Source organism: Paraburkholderia sp. SIMBA_027 (genome assembly GCF_046535315.1).
In the GTDB taxonomy this organism is placed as follows: Bacteria; Pseudomonadota; Gammaproteobacteria; order Burkholderiales; family Burkholderiaceae; genus Paraburkholderia; species Paraburkholderia tropica.
Genome location: NZ_JAWRWY010000007.1, coordinates 205,097 through 222,792 on the forward strand (window position 1 = coordinate 205,097; position 17,696 = coordinate 222,792).

At 65.4% G+C, this 17,696-nt stretch carries 16 protein-coding genes; 10 read left to right on the plus strand and 6 right to left on the minus strand.

Annotation, left to right across the window (positions count from 1 at the left end):
- The first annotated feature begins 202 nt into the window (after window positions 1–202).
- Window positions 203–1,684 carry a PLP-dependent aminotransferase family protein gene (locus SB764_RS15575; protein WP_321942862.1) on the plus strand — a complete coding sequence of 494 codons (1,482 nt, stop codon included), beginning with the start codon at window positions 203–205 and terminating at the stop codon, window positions 1,682–1,684.
- 161 nt (window positions 1,685–1,845) lie between these two features.
- A complete protein-coding gene (gene htpG / locus SB764_RS15580; protein ID WP_410864002.1) occupies window positions 1,846–3,753 on the plus strand; it encodes a molecular chaperone HtpG in 1,908 nt (635 codons plus the stop codon).
- Window positions 3,754–3,816: 63 nt separating this feature from the next.
- Here the strand turns inward: htpG and SB764_RS15585 are convergent, their stop codons facing one another.
- Entirely contained in the window at window positions 3,817–4,074 is a 258-nt protein-coding gene (locus SB764_RS15585) for a hypothetical protein (RefSeq protein ID WP_065063682.1), read from the minus strand.
- Between the two features lie 135 nt (window positions 4,075–4,209).
- Here SB764_RS15585 and SB764_RS15590 point away from each other — a divergent pair, with 135 nt between their 5' ends.
- From SB764_RS15590 to SB764_RS15620, 7 genes are all read left to right on the plus strand, one after another.
- Complete coding sequence (locus SB764_RS15590; RefSeq protein ID WP_065063680.1) at window positions 4,210–4,905, plus strand: chorismate--pyruvate lyase family protein; 696 nt, start codon at window positions 4,210–4,212, stop codon at window positions 4,903–4,905.
- Window positions 4,906–4,923: 18 nt separating this feature from the next.
- Window positions 4,924–5,463: a DNA-deoxyinosine glycosylase gene (locus SB764_RS15595; RefSeq protein WP_110327593.1), complete on the plus strand. Its 540-nt coding sequence runs from the start codon at window positions 4,924–4,926 to the stop codon at window positions 5,461–5,463.
- Between the two features lie 81 nt (window positions 5,464–5,544).
- Complete coding sequence (locus SB764_RS15600; RefSeq protein ID WP_110327594.1) at window positions 5,545–6,126, plus strand: energy transducer TonB; 582 nt, start codon at window positions 5,545–5,547, stop codon at window positions 6,124–6,126.
- A gap of 961 nt (window positions 6,127–7,087) precedes the next feature.
- A complete protein-coding gene (locus SB764_RS15605) occupies window positions 7,088–8,065 on the plus strand; it encodes a spermidine synthase (RefSeq protein ID WP_410864067.1) in 978 nt (325 codons plus the stop codon).
- Window positions 8,066–8,405: 340 nt separating this feature from the next.
- The gene (locus tag SB764_RS15610; protein WP_065063676.1) at window positions 8,406–8,645 is read left to right on the plus strand and encodes a DUF3311 domain-containing protein; all 240 of its coding nucleotides are present in this window, start codon (window positions 8,406–8,408) and stop codon (window positions 8,643–8,645) included.
- Window positions 8,642–10,192: a monocarboxylate uptake permease MctP gene (gene mctP / locus SB764_RS15615; protein ID WP_065063674.1), complete on the plus strand. Its 1,551-nt coding sequence runs from the start codon at window positions 8,642–8,644 to the stop codon at window positions 10,190–10,192. Before SB764_RS15610 ends, mctP begins: the two co-directional genes overlap by 4 nt.
- 180 nt (window positions 10,193–10,372) lie before the next feature.
- A complete protein-coding gene (locus SB764_RS15620; RefSeq protein ID WP_110327595.1) occupies window positions 10,373–11,521 on the plus strand; it encodes an FUSC family protein in 1,149 nt (382 codons plus the stop codon).
- Between the two features lie 37 nt (window positions 11,522–11,558).
- Here SB764_RS15620 and SB764_RS15625 read toward each other — a convergent pair whose 3' ends face one another.
- The 5 genes from SB764_RS15625 to SB764_RS15645 form a co-directional block, all read right to left on the minus strand.
- Entirely contained in the window at window positions 11,559–11,990 is a 432-nt protein-coding gene (locus SB764_RS15625; protein WP_110327596.1) for a VOC family protein, read from the minus strand.
- A 330-nt stretch (window positions 11,991–12,320) separates the two neighbouring features.
- On the minus strand, window positions 12,321–13,280 hold the full coding sequence (gene tal / locus SB764_RS15630; RefSeq protein WP_410864006.1) for a transaldolase: 960 nt from the start codon (window positions 13,278–13,280) through the stop codon (window positions 12,321–12,323).
- A 280-nt stretch (window positions 13,281–13,560) separates the two neighbouring features.
- Window positions 13,561–14,778: a benzoate/H(+) symporter BenE family transporter gene (locus SB764_RS15635; protein ID WP_074984760.1), complete on the minus strand. Its 1,218-nt coding sequence runs from the start codon at window positions 14,776–14,778 to the stop codon at window positions 13,561–13,563.
- 79 nt (window positions 14,779–14,857) lie between these two features.
- On the minus strand, window positions 14,858–16,030 hold the full coding sequence (locus SB764_RS15640) for a vWA domain-containing protein (protein ID WP_065063663.1): 1,173 nt from the start codon (window positions 16,028–16,030) through the stop codon (window positions 14,858–14,860).
- Between the two features lie 60 nt (window positions 16,031–16,090).
- Complete coding sequence (locus SB764_RS15645) at window positions 16,091–16,942, minus strand: AAA family ATPase (RefSeq protein ID WP_065063661.1); 852 nt, start codon at window positions 16,940–16,942, stop codon at window positions 16,091–16,093.
- 370 nt (window positions 16,943–17,312) lie between these two features.
- Between SB764_RS15645 and SB764_RS15650 the strand changes: the two genes are divergently transcribed.
- The gene (locus tag SB764_RS15650) at window positions 17,313–17,678 is read left to right on the plus strand and encodes a c-type cytochrome (protein ID WP_110327599.1); all 366 of its coding nucleotides are present in this window, start codon (window positions 17,313–17,315) and stop codon (window positions 17,676–17,678) included.
- The last annotated feature ends 18 nt before the right edge of the window (window positions 17,679–17,696 follow it).

Genomic DNA, 17,696 nt, shown 5'->3' on the forward strand with positions numbered 1-17,696 from the left:
GGAAAGATACAGCGGCGAGGACAGCCGCAGGGAAAAGCTGGAACAGCGCGCAGTACGGTTCGGTACGGTTGAGTACAGCAGGACGGCGCTGTACCCGTGTTGCCGGATCCTTACCGGTACGCATGTGAATAAATGTACCGGTATGGCTGCGGACAGTAACGGTACAATCGCTCCGATAGTGCTCGGTACAGTTGGAGATCCCATGTCGTCCGTCCCGCTTGACCAGATTCCGGCCCCGCACGACGCGGCCACGCTCACGCTCGTCGACCAGCTCGTCCAGTGGGGACGCCGCCGCATCGAGGAACGCGTGTTCCGGCCCGGCATGCGCATGCCGTCGATCCGCAAGCTCGCGCTCGATAAAGGCGTGTCGCGCTTCACCGTGGTCGAGGCGTACGAGCGTCTCGTCGCGCAGGGCTATCTGGATTCGCGGCGCGGATCGGGTTTCTACGTGCGCGAGCGGCTCGGCAATCTGGCCTCCGTCACGCCGCTCGAACGGCGCGCGGGCGCGGAGACGCCGACGTCCGCCGAACCGCCGGCGCCGCCCACGCTCGACGTGGTCTGGCTGCTGCGCAACATGCTTCACCAGTCGACGCATCCGGAAAAAGGGCCGGGTCTCGGCTATCTGCCCGCACGCTGGCTCGACGGCGAATTGCTCGCGGGCGCGATGCGCTCGCTCGGCCGCCAGAGCGGCACGCAACTGCTCGGCTTCGGCTCGCCGCAAGGCTTTTTGCCGCTGCGCCAGCAATTGCAGACGCGCATGGCCGAACTCGAAATCGGCGCCACGCCCGAGCAGATCGTGCTGGTCTCCGGCATCACCCAGGCGATCGACCTGCTCGCGCGCATCTACGTGCAGCCCGGCGACACCGTCGTGGTCGGCGACCCGGCGTGGTTCCAGATGTTCGGCCGCTTCGCCTCGCAGGGCGCGCGGTTGGTCGGCATGCCGTACACGCCCGAAGGCCCGGACCTCGACGCGCTCGAAGCGCTCATCGAAACCTGGCGGCCGAAGATGCTCGTCATCAATTCGGTGCTGCAGAATCCCACCGGCACCTCGCTGACGGCGGCCCAGGCGTTCCGCATCCTGCGGCTCGCGGAACAGTACGACTTCATCGTCGTCGAGGACGATGTCTACGGCGACCTCTGCCCCGCGGGCTATCCGGCCACGCGGCTCGCGAGTCTCGACCAGTTGCGCCGCGTGATCTATCTCGGCAGCTTTTCGAAGACGCTCGCGCCGAATCTGCGCGTGGGCTTCGTCGCGGCCTCGCCGGAGGTGACCCAGGCCGTGGCCGACCAGAAAATGCTGGTCGGCATGACGAGCCCCGAGATCAACGAGCGCGTGCTGTACCGCGTGCTGACCGAAGGCCACTATCGCCGCCACGTCGAACGGTTGCGCGCGCGGCTCGATACCGTGCGCGACAAGGCCGCGCGCATGCTGGAGCGCACCGGCTGCAAGCTGTTCACGGCGCCGGGCGCGGGCATGTTCCTGTGGACCGACACCGGCGTGGACGCCGACGCGCTCACGGCCGCCGGTCACGAGGCGGGCTTCCTGCTCACGCCGGGCAGCCTGTTCTCGCCCCATCAGTCGCCGACCACGTGGATGCGCTTCAATATCGCGAACTGCGCCGATCCGGGCTTGCCCGCGTTCCTCTCCGGCTATCTGGACGGGGTGGCGCGGCGGGGCGCCTGAACATGCGGTGAATCTGGTTAAATCCGCACTCTTGAAACCCGCGCCGCGCGCCCCCATTTATGCGCGCATTACGCCGCGAACTGTCGCTTGAAACGACTCGCGCACGCGGCTTTGAATTCAACGCATTGCAACGCAATTACAACGAACGAGGACCCTCGAACATGGCACAAGAAACCATGAGCTTCCAGGCGGAAGTGAAACAGCTTCTGCACCTGATGATCCATTCGCTGTACAGCAACAAGGAAATCTTCCTGCGCGAACTGGTCTCGAACGCCTCCGACGCCGCCGACAAGCTGCGCTTCGAAGCGCTCGAAAACAGCGCGCTCTACGAAAACGATCCGAACCTGCACATCCGCGTGGGTTACGACAAGGCGGCGCGCACCGTCACGATCGAGGACAACGGCATCGGCATGAGCCACGACGAAGCCGTCGCGAACCTCGGCACGATCGCGCGCTCGGGCACCAAGGAGTTCTTCGGCAAGCTCTCGGGCGACCAGAAGAAGGACGCGGCGCTGATCGGCCAGTTCGGCGTGGGCTTCTATTCGGGCTTTATCGTCGCGGACAAGATCACCGTGGAAACGCGCCGCGCGGGTCTGCCGGCGAGCAAAGGCGTGCGCTGGGAAAGCGCGGGCGAGGGCGAATTCTCGGTCGACAAGATCGAGCGCGCGCAACGCGGCACCACCATCACGCTGCATCTGCGCGAAGGCGAGGACGAACTGCTGTCGTCGCACAAGCTCAAGAGCATCATCCAGAAGTACTCGGATCACGTCGGTCTGCCGATCGAAATGAAGGCCGAGGAATGGGACGCCGAAAAGAGCGAGATGGTCACGAAGGACGAGTTCGAGACCATCAACCAGGCGAGCGCGCTGTGGACGCGTTCGAAGAGCGAGATCAGCGACGAGCAGTATCAGCAGTTCTATCAGCATCTCGCGCACGATCACGAGAACCCGCTCGCGTGGACGCATAACCGCGTCGAAGGCCGCAGCGAATACACGCAACTGCTTTACGTGCCCGCGCACGCGCCGTTCGACATGTGGAACCGCGACCACAAGAGCGGCCTGAAGCTCTACGTGAAGCGCGTCTTCATCATGGACGACGCCGAGCAGTTGCTGCCGAACTATCTGCGCTTCGTGAAGGGCGTGGTCGATTCGGCGGATCTGCCGCTGAACGTCTCGCGCGAAATCCTCCAGGAAAGCCGCGACGTGAAGGCGATTCGCGACGGCGTGACCAAGCGCGTGCTGTCGATGCTCGAAGAACTCGCGAACGCGCAGACCGACGCCGAAGCGAAGGACGAGGACAAGGCGAAGTTTGCCGGCTTCTGGAGCGAGTTCGGCCAGGTGCTCAAGGAAGGCGTGGGCGAAGATCACGCGAACAAGGACCGCATCGCGAAGCTGCTGCGTTTTGCGTCGACGCACAACGACACGTCCGAGCAGAGCGTCTCGCTCGCCGACTACGTCGCGCGCATGAAGCCCGAGCAGTCGAAGATCTATTACGTGACCGCCGACACCTGGCAGGCCGCGACCCACAGCCCGCACCTCGAAGTGTTCCGCAAGAAGGGCGTGGAAGTGCTGCTGCTGACGGACCGCGTCGACGAATGGATGCTGTCGTTCCTGAACGAGTTCGACGGCAAGCCGCTCGCGAGCGTGGCGCGCGGCGACCTCGATCTGGGCGCGCTCAACGACGAGGAAAAGCAGCAGCAGGAGAAGGTCAGCGAAGAACTCAAGCCGCTCGTCGAGCAGATGAAGGAAGCGCTCAAGGACAAGGCCAAGGACGTGCGTCTGACGTTCCGCCTGACCGATTCGCCGTCCTGCCTCGTGGCCGACGACAACGACATGAGCGGCTATCTCCAGCGCATGCTCAAGGCCGCCGGCCAGCAGGCGCCGCAGATGCAGCCGATTCTCGAAGTGAATCCGGAGCATCCGCTCGTCAAGGCACTGCACGCCGATAGCCCCAATTTCGCGGACTGGTGCCATCTGCTGTTCGATCAGGCGATGCTGGCCGAAGGCGGCTCGCTCGAAGATCCGGCGAGCTTCGTGAAGCGCACGAATGCGCTGTTGCTGGCGCGCTAAGTTGTAGCGCCGGAGCGCCGACGCAAGAAAGGGCACGCCGCAGGGAAACCTGCGGCGTGCTTTTTATTTGGCCTTGCGCTCCTTGCTGGATTGGGCAAGCACCGATGCCGCGAGCGTCCTGGTCTCCGCCGAATATTTCGGGCTGTGCAGGACTTCGCTCGCCTCGTGCTCCATCGTGGCGCCGGTCTGTTTGGATGTGTGTGATTGCGCGAGCGCCGAAGCGGCCAGGCGCTTCTTGATCGCGGACGCCTTGGGGTCATGCAGCGTTTGCGCCGCGAGACGACTGACTTTTTGCGAGGTCTGCTTCCGGTTGTCTGCCATGCGAGTCTCCTGGTGCACCGAGCGTGTCTGGCCGGGGGGCGGCAGAATGCACGTCGGCGTATCCGGCAGTTTTCCGCGTCCCATCTCGTGCAGCCATACGAATCGTCCTAACTGCGCGCAGCCTATAATCGCGCCATGCCTATCCGATTCGATGCCGCCGACGCGCACTGGCGCGTCGCGCCCCTCGCGGCCTTCAGCGCCGCCCAGAAAGACTGGCTCACGCGCGGCGGTTCGCTCACCGCGCATTTGCGCACGCTCGGCCAGGTTCGGGTGCGCGTGACGCGCGAAGCCGTCGATATGCCCTGGTCCGACGAATGTGCCGCACTCGGTCTCGCGCCGCGCGAGCGCGCATGGGTGCGCGAGATCGTGCTCGAAGTCGATGGCGTGCCGTTCGTGGCGGCGCATAGCGCGACGCCGCTTGGTGCGAGTCACGGCGTCTGGCAGGCCATGCGGCGCTTGCGCACGCGCCCGCTCGCCGAACTGCTTTACAGCGATAGCGGCGTGGCGCGTTCGGCGCTGGTGAGCCGGCGCGTGAGCGCGCGGCATCCGCTGCATGCGCTCGCAGCGCGCGAAATCGGCGAGACCGGTTCTGCCTGCGCGCATGCGCCGCATGCGTTCGTCGCGCGGCGTTCGGTGTTCGAGCGTCACGGCAAGCCGCTGCTCGTCACCGAATGCATGCTGCCCGCGCTGTGGGCGTATCTTGCGGAGTCGGCTGGCAAGGCGTCGGCCGCGCATACGTCGCATACGTCACATTCGGCGCGCGAGCGCGGTCCGCTCGGACATACGGCTTCGCGTGCGCATCAAAACCTCCCTCCCGGCGCGCCGCGCTGAATCGCATTGCGCTCGCCCATGTCGTTCAAACGCTGCTTCCCGCCTGTCGTCGATGCGCACACGCGCGTGCTGATTCTCGGCAGCCTGCCGGGCGAGGCGTCGCTCGCGCATCAGCAGTATTACGCGCACAAGCAGAATAAATTCTGGGCGCTGGTGGGAGACGTGATCGGTGCCGACCTCGTCGCGATGGAATACGACGCACGTTTACACGCGCTGCGTGCGAATCGGGTCGGATTGTGGGACGTGGTGGCCGAGGCGCGCCGCGAAGGCAGTCTCGACGCCGCGATCCGCGACCACGCCGGCAACGATCTCGTCACGCTGATCAAGAGCCTGCCCGCGCTCGAAGCGATCGCGTTCAACGGCGGCACGGCGGCGCGCATCGGCGAGCGCATTCTGGGCGCGCACGCGCCGCGCCTCGCGATCCTGCATCTGCCGTCGAGCAGCCCGGCGTACGCGTCGATGAACTTCGCGGCGAAACTGGTGGCGTGGCGCGCGATCGGCGCATTCGCGGGCAAGCCGGACGACTCGGCGCGTCGCCGGGATGCCGGGGCCGCGTAAGCGCACTGCAATCTCGCCGCGCTAGCATGCTCCCGCGCACGCCGAGGTGCGCATTCATTATCGACGGGACACGAAACCACAATGAACAAGAAACGCCTGCTCCTGCTCGCTTTTCCCTGCGCGCTCGCACTGGCCGCCTGCGCTTCCGACGAGCCGGCCGCCGCCGGTCCGCAGGTGCATCCTTCACCCGAAGCCGTGATGAGCCGCTGCCTCGCGTCGGTCGCCGAAAGCGGCGCGCCCGCGCCTACCGAAGCCACGCTGGACGCGCGGCAGTGGGAGCGCTACGTGAACTGCAAGCTCGGCGGCAATATGTTTTCGAATCCGAAGAAAGTGTCGGTGGACACCGAGGCCGTGGTGTCGATCCGCGCCGCGCCTGACGGCCGCATTCTTTCCGTGAAGCTGCTGCATTCGAGCGGCAATCACGATTACGACAAGGCCGTCGAGCGCGCCATCGACGTCGCTACGCCGTTGCCGCCGGTGCCGACGGCCTTGCACATCGCGCGCATCGACCTGCACTTTCATCCGGTGAGCGTGAATCCGCTCGCACTGCAATCGAGCGGGCCGGCGATCGGCGGCATGAACGTGGGCGTCGGCATCAGCGATCAGAGTCATTGGCGCGCGGAGCACTGCAACATCGTGAACGGGGTGAGCGCTTGCGATTGAACGTCGGCTGTTCGTGATTGCAGGGCTTTTTTCGTGGTGTTTTGTCGCGCGATTGTGGTGTTAAGGCGGCGTCATTGCCGTGTAATTGCAGCGCGATGCGCGGCGAATGCTATGCTCTCGGTCGCCCCCGCAGTCGCGCTGCAGATGTGCTGTTGCCGCGGCTGCTTTTGCTCCTTCCAAGCATCGCATTTTCCACATGACGACTCTGATCAAGCGCGCTTCGGCTGAGGCCCGCGCATTCAACAAAACCGACGCTGCCGAGAGCGCGCCGACGACCGGAACGACGCCGGAAACCGACGCGCCGCAGCAGATCGAGGCAGCGCCGCAAGCCGAGGCTGCGGTGCAGGCAGCGGCGCCGGCCGCCGTCGAAGCCGCACCGGCTGCGGTGGCGGAAGTGACGGAAGCGGCAGAAGCGACGCAGGTGACGGAAGCGGCAGTGGCTCCGGCCGCGGTCGAAGCCGCGCCGGCCGTCGTGGCAGCCGAAGCTGCGCCGGCGGTTGTCGAAGCGCCGAAGCAGGCAGAAGCCAAGCCTGCCGCGAAGCCCGCGGCGAAGCCTGCAGCAAAGCGCGCGGCGAAGCCTGCGGTGAAAGCGGAAGCCAAGCCGGAAGCGAAGCCTGTCGCCGAAGTGGCTGCGAAGGCCGAAGCGAAGCCGGTCGCGAGGAAAGCAGCGAAGCCTGCGGTGAAGGCGGGAGCGAAGCCGGTCGCGACGACGGAATCGAAGCCCGCAGCAAAGGTGGAAGCGAAGCCGGTTGCCAAGGCCGAAGCGAAGCCGGTTGCGAAGAAGGCAGCGAAGCCCGCGGTGAAGGCGGAAGCCAAGCCGGTCGCAAAGGCGGAAGCGAAGCCCGCAGCGAAGGCTGAAGCGAAGCCGGTTGCAAAGGCAGAAGCCAAACCCGTCGCGAAGAAGGCAGCCAAGCCCGCAGCGAAGCCCGCAGCGAAGGCAGAAGCCAAGCCCGCAGCACGCGTGAAGCGCGCGCCGGTTGCTGCCACGGTCGTTGCAGAAGCAGCAGCGCCGAAGGCCGCAAAGGCAGAAAAAGCCGCCAAGCCGACCAAGGCAGCCAAACCCGCTAAACCGGCCAAGGCGATCAAACCCGCCAAGTCCACCAAGCTCTCGCGCCGCGCCGCCCTGGCCGCGGAAGAACTCGAACACGCACCGGTCATCGAAAAGCCGCGCAAGCCGCGCTTCGCACCGGTCACGTTCTCGGAAGAGGGCGGCGTGCGCTACCTGCACTTCGGCACCGAATGGGTGCAAGGCGCGATGCGTCTGTCGAAGCCGCAGCACATCGAACTCGAATACGCGCAGCAGATGATGGCCTGGCTGCTGTTCCTCGCGACGCCCGCGCGCATCGTGCAACTCGGTCTGGGCGCCGCGGCGCTGACCAAGTTCGCGCATCGCTACCTGCGTCCCGCGAAGGTCGAGGCGATCGAGCTGAACCCGGCGGTCGTGGTGGCCGCGCGCACGATGTTCGATCTGCCGATGGACGACGCGCGCCTCGCCGTGCGCGAACTCGACGCATGGGACTTCGTGCAGGACCGCTCGAACCACGGCACGGTCGGCGCACTGCAAATCGACATCTACGACGCGACCGCACGCGGTCCGGTGCTCGACAGCGTGGCGTTCTACCGCGCCGCGCGCGCCTGTCTCGCGGAGGCGGGCGTCGCGACGATCAACCTGTTCGGCGACCACCCGAGCTACGTGCGCAACATGAAGCGCCTGAAGGAAGCCTTCGACGGCCGCGTGATCGCGCTGCCCGAAGTGCACGACGGCAATCGCGTCGCGCTGGCGTTCTCGGGTCCGGCGCTCGACGTGAGCTGGACGGCGCTCGAAAAGCGTGCGCGCATGCTCGAAAGCAAGCTCGGCCTGCCCGCGCACCAGTGGGTCAAGTCGCTGCGCGCAGCGTGCAAGGAAATCGGCAAGGAAGGCGCGTCGTTCGCCATCTGAGTCTGCTCGCCTGGTGCGTTTGTCACGTTCGTCATGTTTGTCGAGCGCACCACGAGAGAAACCGGCCTTCTGGCCGGTTTTTTTTCGTCCCCGTTTTTTGCGGGCTTTCGGATAGCTGACGATTGCGAATCCAAAACGATGCCCACGCACCGTTCCCGCGCCTTGACAGCGCGGCCGGGGTTGGGGTCCGCCCCGGCTTGACCCGCTATCGGGGCCTCGCTACTCTTTTCAGCGCTTTCGGGGACCTTGCGAGGCACGAGCTCGCGGGCCATCGGCCCTTTCGCGGCCGTACAGGCGGCGCACCGACGTCGCATAACAACATAAGTGAGGAGGAGACGTCATGGCTCACGACGCCGACGCCGGAAAAGCCAGCAAGCACTGGCTCTGGCTGCTGTTGCTGCCCTGGATCGCGATGATCTGGGTGCCGTCGTACAACAAGGTCGAACCCACATTGTGGGACTTCCCGTTTTTCTACTGGTATCAGCTCCTCTGGGTGCTGATCAGCGCGGTCATCACCGCGCTCGTCTATCACAAGACCAAGGACCGCTCGAAGCGCGGCAACGCGGGAGGCGCGCAATGAACGTCACCGCAACCTTCGTCTTCGTCCTGTTCTTCATCGGCGTGACCATCATCGGCTTTCTGGCCGCGCATTGGCGCAAGGGCGATCTCGCGCATCTCGACGAATGGGGTCTCGGCGGGCGCCGCTTCGGCACCATCGTCACCTGGTTCCTGCTCGGCGGCGATCTCTATACGGCGTACACCTTCGTGGCGGTCCCCGCTCTCGTGTTCGGCGCGGGCGCAACGGGTTTCTTCGCGCTGCCGTACACGATCCTGATCTATCCGTTCGCATTCGTGGTGTTCCCGAAGCTCTGGGCCATCGCCAAGCGCCATCACTACGTGACGTCCGCCGACTTCGTGAGCGCGCGTTACGGCAGCCGCATGCTCGCGCTCGCCATCGCGGTCACGGGCATCGTCGCGACCATGCCGTATATCGCGCTGCAGCTGGTGGGGATCGAAGTGGTGATCGGCGCGCTGGGTTTCGACACCACGGGCTTCGTCGGCGACCTGCCGCTCATCATCGCGTTCGCGATTCTCGCGGCCTATACCTACACCTCGGGTCTGCGTGCGCCGGCGATGATCGCGGTCGTGAAGGACATTCTGATCTACGTGACCATCGCGGTGGCGATCATCGTGATTCCGGCGCAGATGGGCGGTTTCGGCCATATCTTCGCTTCGGTGCCGCCGGCCAAACTGCTGCTCAAGGCACCGGACGCGTCGAGCCTGAACGGCTATAGCGCGTACGCGACGCTCGCGGTGGGTTCGGCGCTCGCGCTGTTCCTTTATCCGCATTCGATCACGGCGGTGCTGTCGTCGTCGTCGGGCAACACCATCCGCCGCAACATGGCGATGCTGCCCGCGTACTCGCTCGTGCTCGGCCTGCTCGCGCTGCTCGGCTTCATGGCGCTCGCCTCGGGCGTGAAGGACATGCCGGAATTCGCACCGTACTTCAAGGCTTTCGGCCCGAACTTCGCGGTACCGGCGCTGTTCCTGCACTTCTTCCCGTCGTGGTTCGTGGGCGTGGCGTTCGCGGCGATCGGCATCGGCGCGCTGGTGCCCGCGGCGATCATGTCGATCGCGGCCGCCAACCTGTACACGCGCAACATCCACAAGGAGTTCATCAACCGCAAGATGAGTAACGAGCAGGAAACCAACATCGCCAAGCTGGTTTCGCTGATCGTGAAAGTGGGCGCGGTGGCGTTCATTCTCGGGTTGCCGCTCACGTACGCGATCCAGCTGCAACTGCTCGGCGGCATCTGGATCATCCAGACGCTGCCCGCGATCGTGCTCGGTCTCTACACGCGCATGCTCGACTGGCGCGGTCTGCTGATCGGCTGGGCGGTGGGCATCGGCACCGGCACGTGGATGGCGATCTCGCTGCATCTCAAGGGCTCGATCTTCGTCGTGCATCTGTTCGGCATCGACGTGCCGGGCTACGCGGCGGTGTGGTCGCTGATCGTGAATCTCGTGGTGGCGGTGGTGGTGTCGGCGCTCGTGCATCTGTTCGGGATGCAGAAGGGCGAGGACCGCACGCGTCCGGAAGATTATCTGGACGTGGTCGAAAGCTGACCGGCGAGGGCGCGGCGAGGGCGCGGCGAATGCGCCCACTGCGCCCGCTTGATGCCGCCATCAAGCCGCAATCACGCATGCCCGCGCCGATGACGGTTGCGGGCATTCGTTTTTCTGGTGCACGATGTGCGCTGCACGGTGTCATTCCGACGACACCGGCCCGAATGTCCAGCGCGCAACATGAACTTGTCCGAACCGAAGTCCACACACTCCGCCGTGCCGCGCCGGCGCGTCCGCTCGCGCGTCGCGCGGGTCTGGCGCGCGCTCACGTCGCCGTTCTATCGCTACCGCAACGCGGCGCTCATCCACGCCATCCGCGTGGGCCTCGCGATGCTGACGTCGATTCTCGCCACCACCGGCATCAACATACCGCACGGTATCTGGGCCTCGGTCACGCTGCTGGTGGTGATCGGCGGCTTGCAGCATCACGGCAATATTCGCAAGAAGGCCGCGGAGCGCGCGCTCGGCACGCTGCTCGGCGCGCTCATCGGCCTGACGCTGATCGTCGTGCAGGCCGTCACGGGTTCGTCGTGGCTCACCTATTCGCTGATGTCGATCGTCGCGGCCGTCTGTAGTTACTACGCGATCGGCAAGCCCGGTTACGTGGCGCTGCTCACGGCGATCACGATGTGCATCGTCGCGGGCCACGGCGACAATCTCATCGACACCGGCTTGTGGCGCACGCTCAACGTGATGATCGGCATCGTGATCGCGCTGGCGTTTTCGTTCGCGCTGCCGCTGCACGCGACCTATTCGTGGCGCTACCGGCTCGCCGACAGCCTGCGCGAATGCGCGCGCGTCTACACGCAGATCGTGAGCGGCGTGCACGTCGACAACGACGAGCACATCGAGATCTTTCGCCGCCTGAACCAGCGTCTCGTGCAACTGCGTTCGCTGATGCCTTCGGTGGCGAAGGAGATCGACGTGCCGGCGGCGCGGCTCGAACAGATCCAGCGCCAGCATCGCGCGATCCTCAGTTCGCTGGAGATGATGGCCACCGGGCTTGGACGCTACGAGCAGCAACTCGTGCGCGTGGCGTTCGCCGGGCGCAGTGCGTGCGTGCGCGAAGCGCTGCTGGCGACGGCGCGGGCGCTGCGTTTTGGCGGCGCGCGTCATCCGGAAGCGGCGGCCAAGGCGTTGCGCGCACCGTCGCTCGACGGCGCTCAGGCGCTGGCGGCCGAGCCCGCCGCGCCGCTCGCGCCGGACATGCAAGGGCCGTACTGGCTGGGTTTGCGATTCGAGGAGCAGGTGGCGCAGCTACGGTCCCTGTTGCTGGAGACCGAGCCGCGCTGGAACATCGAGCGCGCGCACCTGCATCGGATGGTGTGAGGCGCGCGGCGGGTGCAGAAACCGCTTTCGAGGTGATTTAAGCGGCCGGGCTTTCGAGCGGCGGCGCGGTGACCATCCACGGTACGCCGAACTTGTCGGTCAGCATGCCGAAGCCCGGCGACCAGAAGGTTTTCTGGAACGGCATGGTCACCTGGGCGCCTTGCGATAGCGCGTCGAAGTAGCGTTGCGCGGTGGCGGCGTCGGCGGCCGTGAGCGAGACGCTGAAGCCGGTGAACTTGTCGTTGCCGGTCATACAGCCGCCATCGGACATCATGATCTGCGCATCGCCGACCTGAAGCGTGGCGTGCATGATCTTCTCGGCGAATTCGGCGGGCATGGGACGCGCCGGATCGGGCGGCGCTTCCTTGAAGCGCATCGTGAACAGCGTCTGCGCGCCGAGCGCCTCGTGATAGAACGCGATCGCCTCTTCGCAGTTGCCGGGGTAGAACAGGTAGGGCTGGATCTGCATCATCGTTTTCCTTGCGGACCGGTTCCCCGCAGGGGCGGCCCGCGCGCGCGGATGCGCAACGGTTGTGGGGATGTTGTGGGAGCCAAACGCGCGGCTGTGTGCGCCGCTGTCCTGATTCTAGGCGCAGGCCCGCGCGGCGCCGCGCGGCGCGTCGCCAGGGTTTGCGAGAGCGCAGGCTGGAATGGAGGTTGCAGGGCGCGGGCACGCTAATACAAAGCGCCAATAACGCGCCGCAAAAAAGAAAAGGGCCGCACGTTCTGCACGCGCGGCCCTTCGTATTTTTCGGCGATCAGTAAGCGTTTAACGCGCGCTCACCGAGTGTCGAGCGCCTTACTTCGCGCGCAGTTCCTCGACCATCTTGTCGAGCTTCACCGCATCGGCGGCGAAGGCGCGGATGCCTTCCGCGAGCTTCTCGGTAGCCATCGCATCTTCGTTGAGCAGGAAGCGGAACGACGCTTCGTCCACGGCCACGCGTTCGATCTGCGCGTCCTTGAAGGCTTCCGCCGACAGCTTGCGCTCGATCTTTTCGCTGCTGTCCTGCAGCTTCTGCAGCAGGTCCGGGCTGATCGTGAGCAGGTCGCAGCCCGCCAGTTCGACGATCTGGCTCGTGTTGCGGAAGCTCGCGCCCATCACCTCGGTCTTGTAGCCGAACTTCTTGTAGTACGCGTAGATCTTGCGCACCGACTGCACGCCCGGATCGTTCGCGCCGCCGTCCTTCGCGTCGTCCCAGTCGGCGCCCTTGGCCTTCTTGTACCAGTCGTAGATGCGGCCGACGAACGGCGAGATCAGCTGCGCGCCGGCTTCGGCGCACGCGGCGGCCTGCGCGAGCGAGAACAGCAGCGTCATGTTGCAGCGGATGCCTTCCTTCTGCAGCACTTCCGCCGCGCGGATGCCTTCCCACGTCGACGCGAGCTTGATCAGCACGCGCTCTTTCTCGATGCCTGCCTTCTTGTACAGGTCGATGATGTGGTGAGCCTTATCGATCGACTTCTTCGTGTCGAACGAGAGACGCGCGTCGACTTCGGTCGAGACGCGGCCCGGAATGATCTTGAGAATTTCGGTGCCGAAGGCGATCAGCAGATGGTCGATGATCGCTTCGACCGATTCGCCCGCGTGATCGCGCACGGTTTTTTTGAGCAGCGGCCGGTACTCGGCTTTCTGCACGGCCTTGAGAATCAGCGACGGATTGGTGGTCGCGTCCTGCGGCTTGTACTGGACGAATTGCTGGAAGTCGCCCGTGTCGGCGACGACGGTGGTGTACTGCTTGAGCTGATCGAGTGCGGTAGTCATGTCAGGCCTTGTGGGCGCATGCGCGCCAGCGTCGGTGAAAGGGAACGGCCTGCGCGCGGCCGGCGAGCCGGGATTCGCGGGAGCAGGGCGAAACGCGAAATTACGCGTATTAACGTGGATCGCAGGGATCGGCGCTGCGTCGCCGCCGGATGGCGGCAGCGCGCTGCCGCGCGGCCGGGTTGAGGCCTGCGCGGCGCACACCCCCATTTTATGGCGGATCGGAAGGCGGTGCGATGTCGCGCGCGCAGTCGTCATGGCGGCCATGCCGGTGTTGCAGTTTTCAGGCCCGCCGCGCGTTCAGAATGACCTGCGTGAGCACGCCGGCGACCAGGCCCCAGAACGCCGCGCCGATCGACAGCAACGTGAGACCGGAGGCCGTCACCATGAAGGTGACGAGAGCCGCCTCGCGCTCGCTCGGGTTCTGCATCGCGTTGGTCAGCCCGCTCATGATCGAGCCGAACAGCGCGAGCGCGGCGATCGAGACCACCAGCGCCTGCGGAAACGCCGCGAACAGCGCCGCGATGGTCGCGCCGAAGGTGCCCGCGATCAGATAGAAGATGCCGCACCAGACGGCCGCCATATAGCGCTTGTTGCGGTCCTCGTGCGCGTGCGGGCCGGTGCAGATCGCCGCCGTGATGGCCGCGAGGTTGATGCCGTGCGAGCCGAACGGCGCGAGCACGAGCGACGCGAGGCCCGTGGTGGCGATCAGCGGCGAGGAGGGCGTGTTGTAGCCGTCGGCGCGCAGCACGGCGATGCCGGGCACGTTCTGCGAAGCCATCGCCACCACGAACAGCGGAATGCCGATGCTGACGATCGCCTGCACCGAGAACGCGGGCATCGTGAACACCGGTTTTGCGACCGCCACGCGGAAGTGGCTGAAGTCGAGCAGGCCGAGCGTCGCGGCGGCCGCCACGCCCACCACCAGCGTGCCGACAATCGCGTAACGCGGCACCGCGCGCTTGAGCAGCAGATACGCGAAGAACATCGTGAGCACGAGCGGCGTTTGCACCTGCGCCGCATGGAAGATCTCGATGCCGATCTCGAACAGGATGCCCGCGAGCAGCGCCGCGGCGATGCCGCCGGGAATGCGCTTCATCAGCGTGTCGAACCAGCCCGTAAGGCCCACGGCGGTCAGCAGCAGCGCGCAGACGATATAGGCGCCGATGGCTTCGGCGTAGGGCACGTGCGGCAGCGAGCTGATCAGCAGCGCCGCGCCCGGCGTGGACCAGGCGATCACGGTGGGCGCGCGGAACCACAGCGAGAGGCCGATGGTGGTGACGCCCATGCCGATCGAGAGCGACCAGATCCACGAGGAAATCTGTTCGGGCGTCAGGTGTGCGGCCTGGCCCGCCTGGAACATCAGCACGAGCGAACTCGTGTAGCCCGTCATCATCGCGACGAAACCGGCCACGATCGTGGCGACCGACGTGTCGGCGAGCGGCCGCAGCGGTCCCGGCCGGACGCGCGCCGGCAGGTCGGGGGATGAAGGCGCGGTCATGCTGGAACTCTCCTCGTTTTACTTGTGAATGCCCGCTTGGGCGGGTGTGGCGTGTGTGATGTGCAGGGGAGAAGGGGCGTTACTTGCTCAGCACGCGCATGGCGGTTTCGAGCCCCGCGACGGTGAGCGGATACATGCGATGCCCGAGAATCTCGCGGATCACCGATACCGATTGCCGGTATTCCCAGAGCCGTTCGGGTTCGGGATTGAGCCACGCGAAATGCGGGAACTGATCGGCGAGACGGCGCAGCCACACGGCGCCCGCTTCCGGGTTGTTGTACTCGACCGAGCCGCCCGGTTGCAGCACTTCGTACGGGCTCATGGTGGCGTCGCCGACGAAGATCAGCTTGTAGTCGGGCGTGAACTTGTGCAGCAGGTCCCACGTGGACGTGCGCTCCGCGTGGCGGCGGCGATTGTTCTTCCACAGGTAGTCGTAGACGCAGTTGTGGAAGTAGTAGAACTCCAGATGCTTGAACTCGGCCTTCGCGGCGGAGAAGAGTTCCTCGGTGCGCTTGATGTGGTCGTCCATCGAGCCGCCCACGTCGAGCAGCATCAGCACTTTCACCTTGTTGTGGCGCTCCGGCACCATCTTGAGGTCGAGCCAGCCCGCGTTGGCGGCGGTGCTGCGGATGGTGTCGGTGAGATCGAGTTCTTCGGCCGCGCCTTCGCGCGCGAAGCGGCGCAGACGGCGCAGCGCGACCTTGATGTTGCGCGTGCCGATTTCCACCTGATCGTCGTAGTCGCGATACGCGCGCGCGTCCCACACCTTCACGGCGCTGCGCTGGCCGCCTTCGCCGCCGATGCGGATGCCTTCGGGGTTATAGCCGCCGTTGCCGAACGGCGAGGTGCCGCCCGTGCCGATCCACTTGCTGCCGCCTTCGTGGCGCTCCTTCTGCTCGTCGAACAGTTGCTTGAGGCGTTCCATGAGCTTGTCGAGCCCGCCCATCGCTTCGATCTGCGCGCGCTGCTCGGGCGTGAAGTCGCGTTCGAGCCGCTTCTTGAGCCAGTCCTCGGGAATCTCGAACGCCTGCGCCGACTTCTTCTCGATGCCGCGGAAATACGCGCCGAACGCCTGATCGAAGCGATCGAAATACTGCTCGTCCTTCACGAGCGTCATGCGCGCGAGAAAGTAGAAGTCGTCGAGCGAGGGCGCGATCACGCGCTCCTTGAGCGCTTCCACGAGCGTGAGGTACTCCTTGACGGAGACCGGCAGCTTCGCGTCGCGCAGCGTGTAGAAGAAGTCGATCAGCATGCGGATTCTCCGTGCCTTCTTGCGTGCCTCGTGCGGGCCATTGACGCGCTCACCCGCGGCTTAGCGGTTGTGGCGGTTCATGTAGATGAGCCGCTCGAACAGCGTCATGTCCTGTTCGTTCTTGAGCAGCGCGCCCGCGAGCGGCGGCATCGACTTCGAGCCGTCGACGGCGCGCAGCGCTTCGGGCGGCACCTCTTCGGCGAGCAGCAGCTTGAGCCAGTCGAGCAGTTCCGACGTGGACGGCTTCTTCTTCAGGCCCGCGACGTTGCGCAGTTCGAAGAAACTCTCCATCGCGGCGCTCAGCAGTTCCTTGCGGATGCCCGGATAGTGCACCTCGACGATGCGCTGCATCGTGGCCGGATCGGGAAAGCTGATGTAGTGGAAGAAGCAGCGGCGCAGGAAGGCGTCGGGCAGCTCCTTCTCGTTGTTCGACGTGATGATCACGAGCGGACGCTGCTTCGCCTTGATGAGTTCGCGCGTCTCGTAGACGTAGAACTCCATGCGGTCGAGTTCGCGCAGCAGGTCGTTCGGGAATTCGATGTCGGCCTTGTCGATCTCGTCGATCAGCAAGACGCCCGGCTGCTCCGACTCGAACGCCTGCCACAGCACGCCCTTGACGATGTAGTTGCGGATGTCCTTCACGCGCTCGTCGCCGAGCTGAGAATCGCGCAGGCGCGACACCGCGTCGTATTCGTAGAGGCCTTGCTGCGCCTTCGTGGTGGACTTGATGTGCCACTGCATGAGCGGCATGTCGAGCGCGGCCGCGACTTCCTCGGCCAGCATCGTCTTGCCGGTGCCCGGCTCGCCCTTGATGAGCAGCGGACGCTTCAGGGTGATCGCGGCATTGACCGCGAGCTTGAGGTCGTCGGTGGCGACGTACTGCGAAGAGCCTTCGAAACGCGTGGCGCGCATGATGAACCGCTCGCTAAAAAAATCCCAGTATAAGTCAGAAGGGGTGTTGGCCCGGAGGGGGCTCGCGTATCGTTGGCACCGCCCGATGCGGCACCTGTTTATCGCCGGAACTGTCGTGAACGGCGCACCAGGGTTCCCCCGCACGACCCGCCCGGAGGCCCCTCGCACAACGCCGGAGCCCCGTGTGGCGGGCCTGAGCGGGCGCCTCACGGGCGGCCGCCCGATGGACGTGCGGCGTGGCGTCGCGGTATACTCGGACCGATTTTTTTCGGCCTGCACGGCGACCCCAAAAAGTAAAACAGCAGTAATGCGGCGCAGGCCGTGGCCTGCGGTTCGGGCGTTCGAATCCCCTCAAGCCAGGTTGGATGCTATGAAAAAAATTGTCGGCAAGCACGTCATGTTCGGAGCATTGACCGTGCTGGCGGGCTTCGCGGCCACGGCACACGCGGACGTCGTGGGCAACGCGAAGGCAGGGCAGGACAAGGTGGCGATGTGTATCGGCTGTCATGGTATTCCCGACTATCGCACGGCCTATCCCGAGGTCTATCACGTGCCGATCCTGGGCGGCCAGAATGCCCAGTACATCGACAACGCCCTGCACGGCTACAAGAAAGGCGACCGCCACTTCGAGACCATGCACGCCATTGCGGCGTCGCTCAGCGATCAGGATATTGCGGACATCGCGGCGTATTACTCGTCGCAGACGCCCGCCTCGAAGAACAATCCCGAGAAGTAACCGGCACGCGACTGAGAG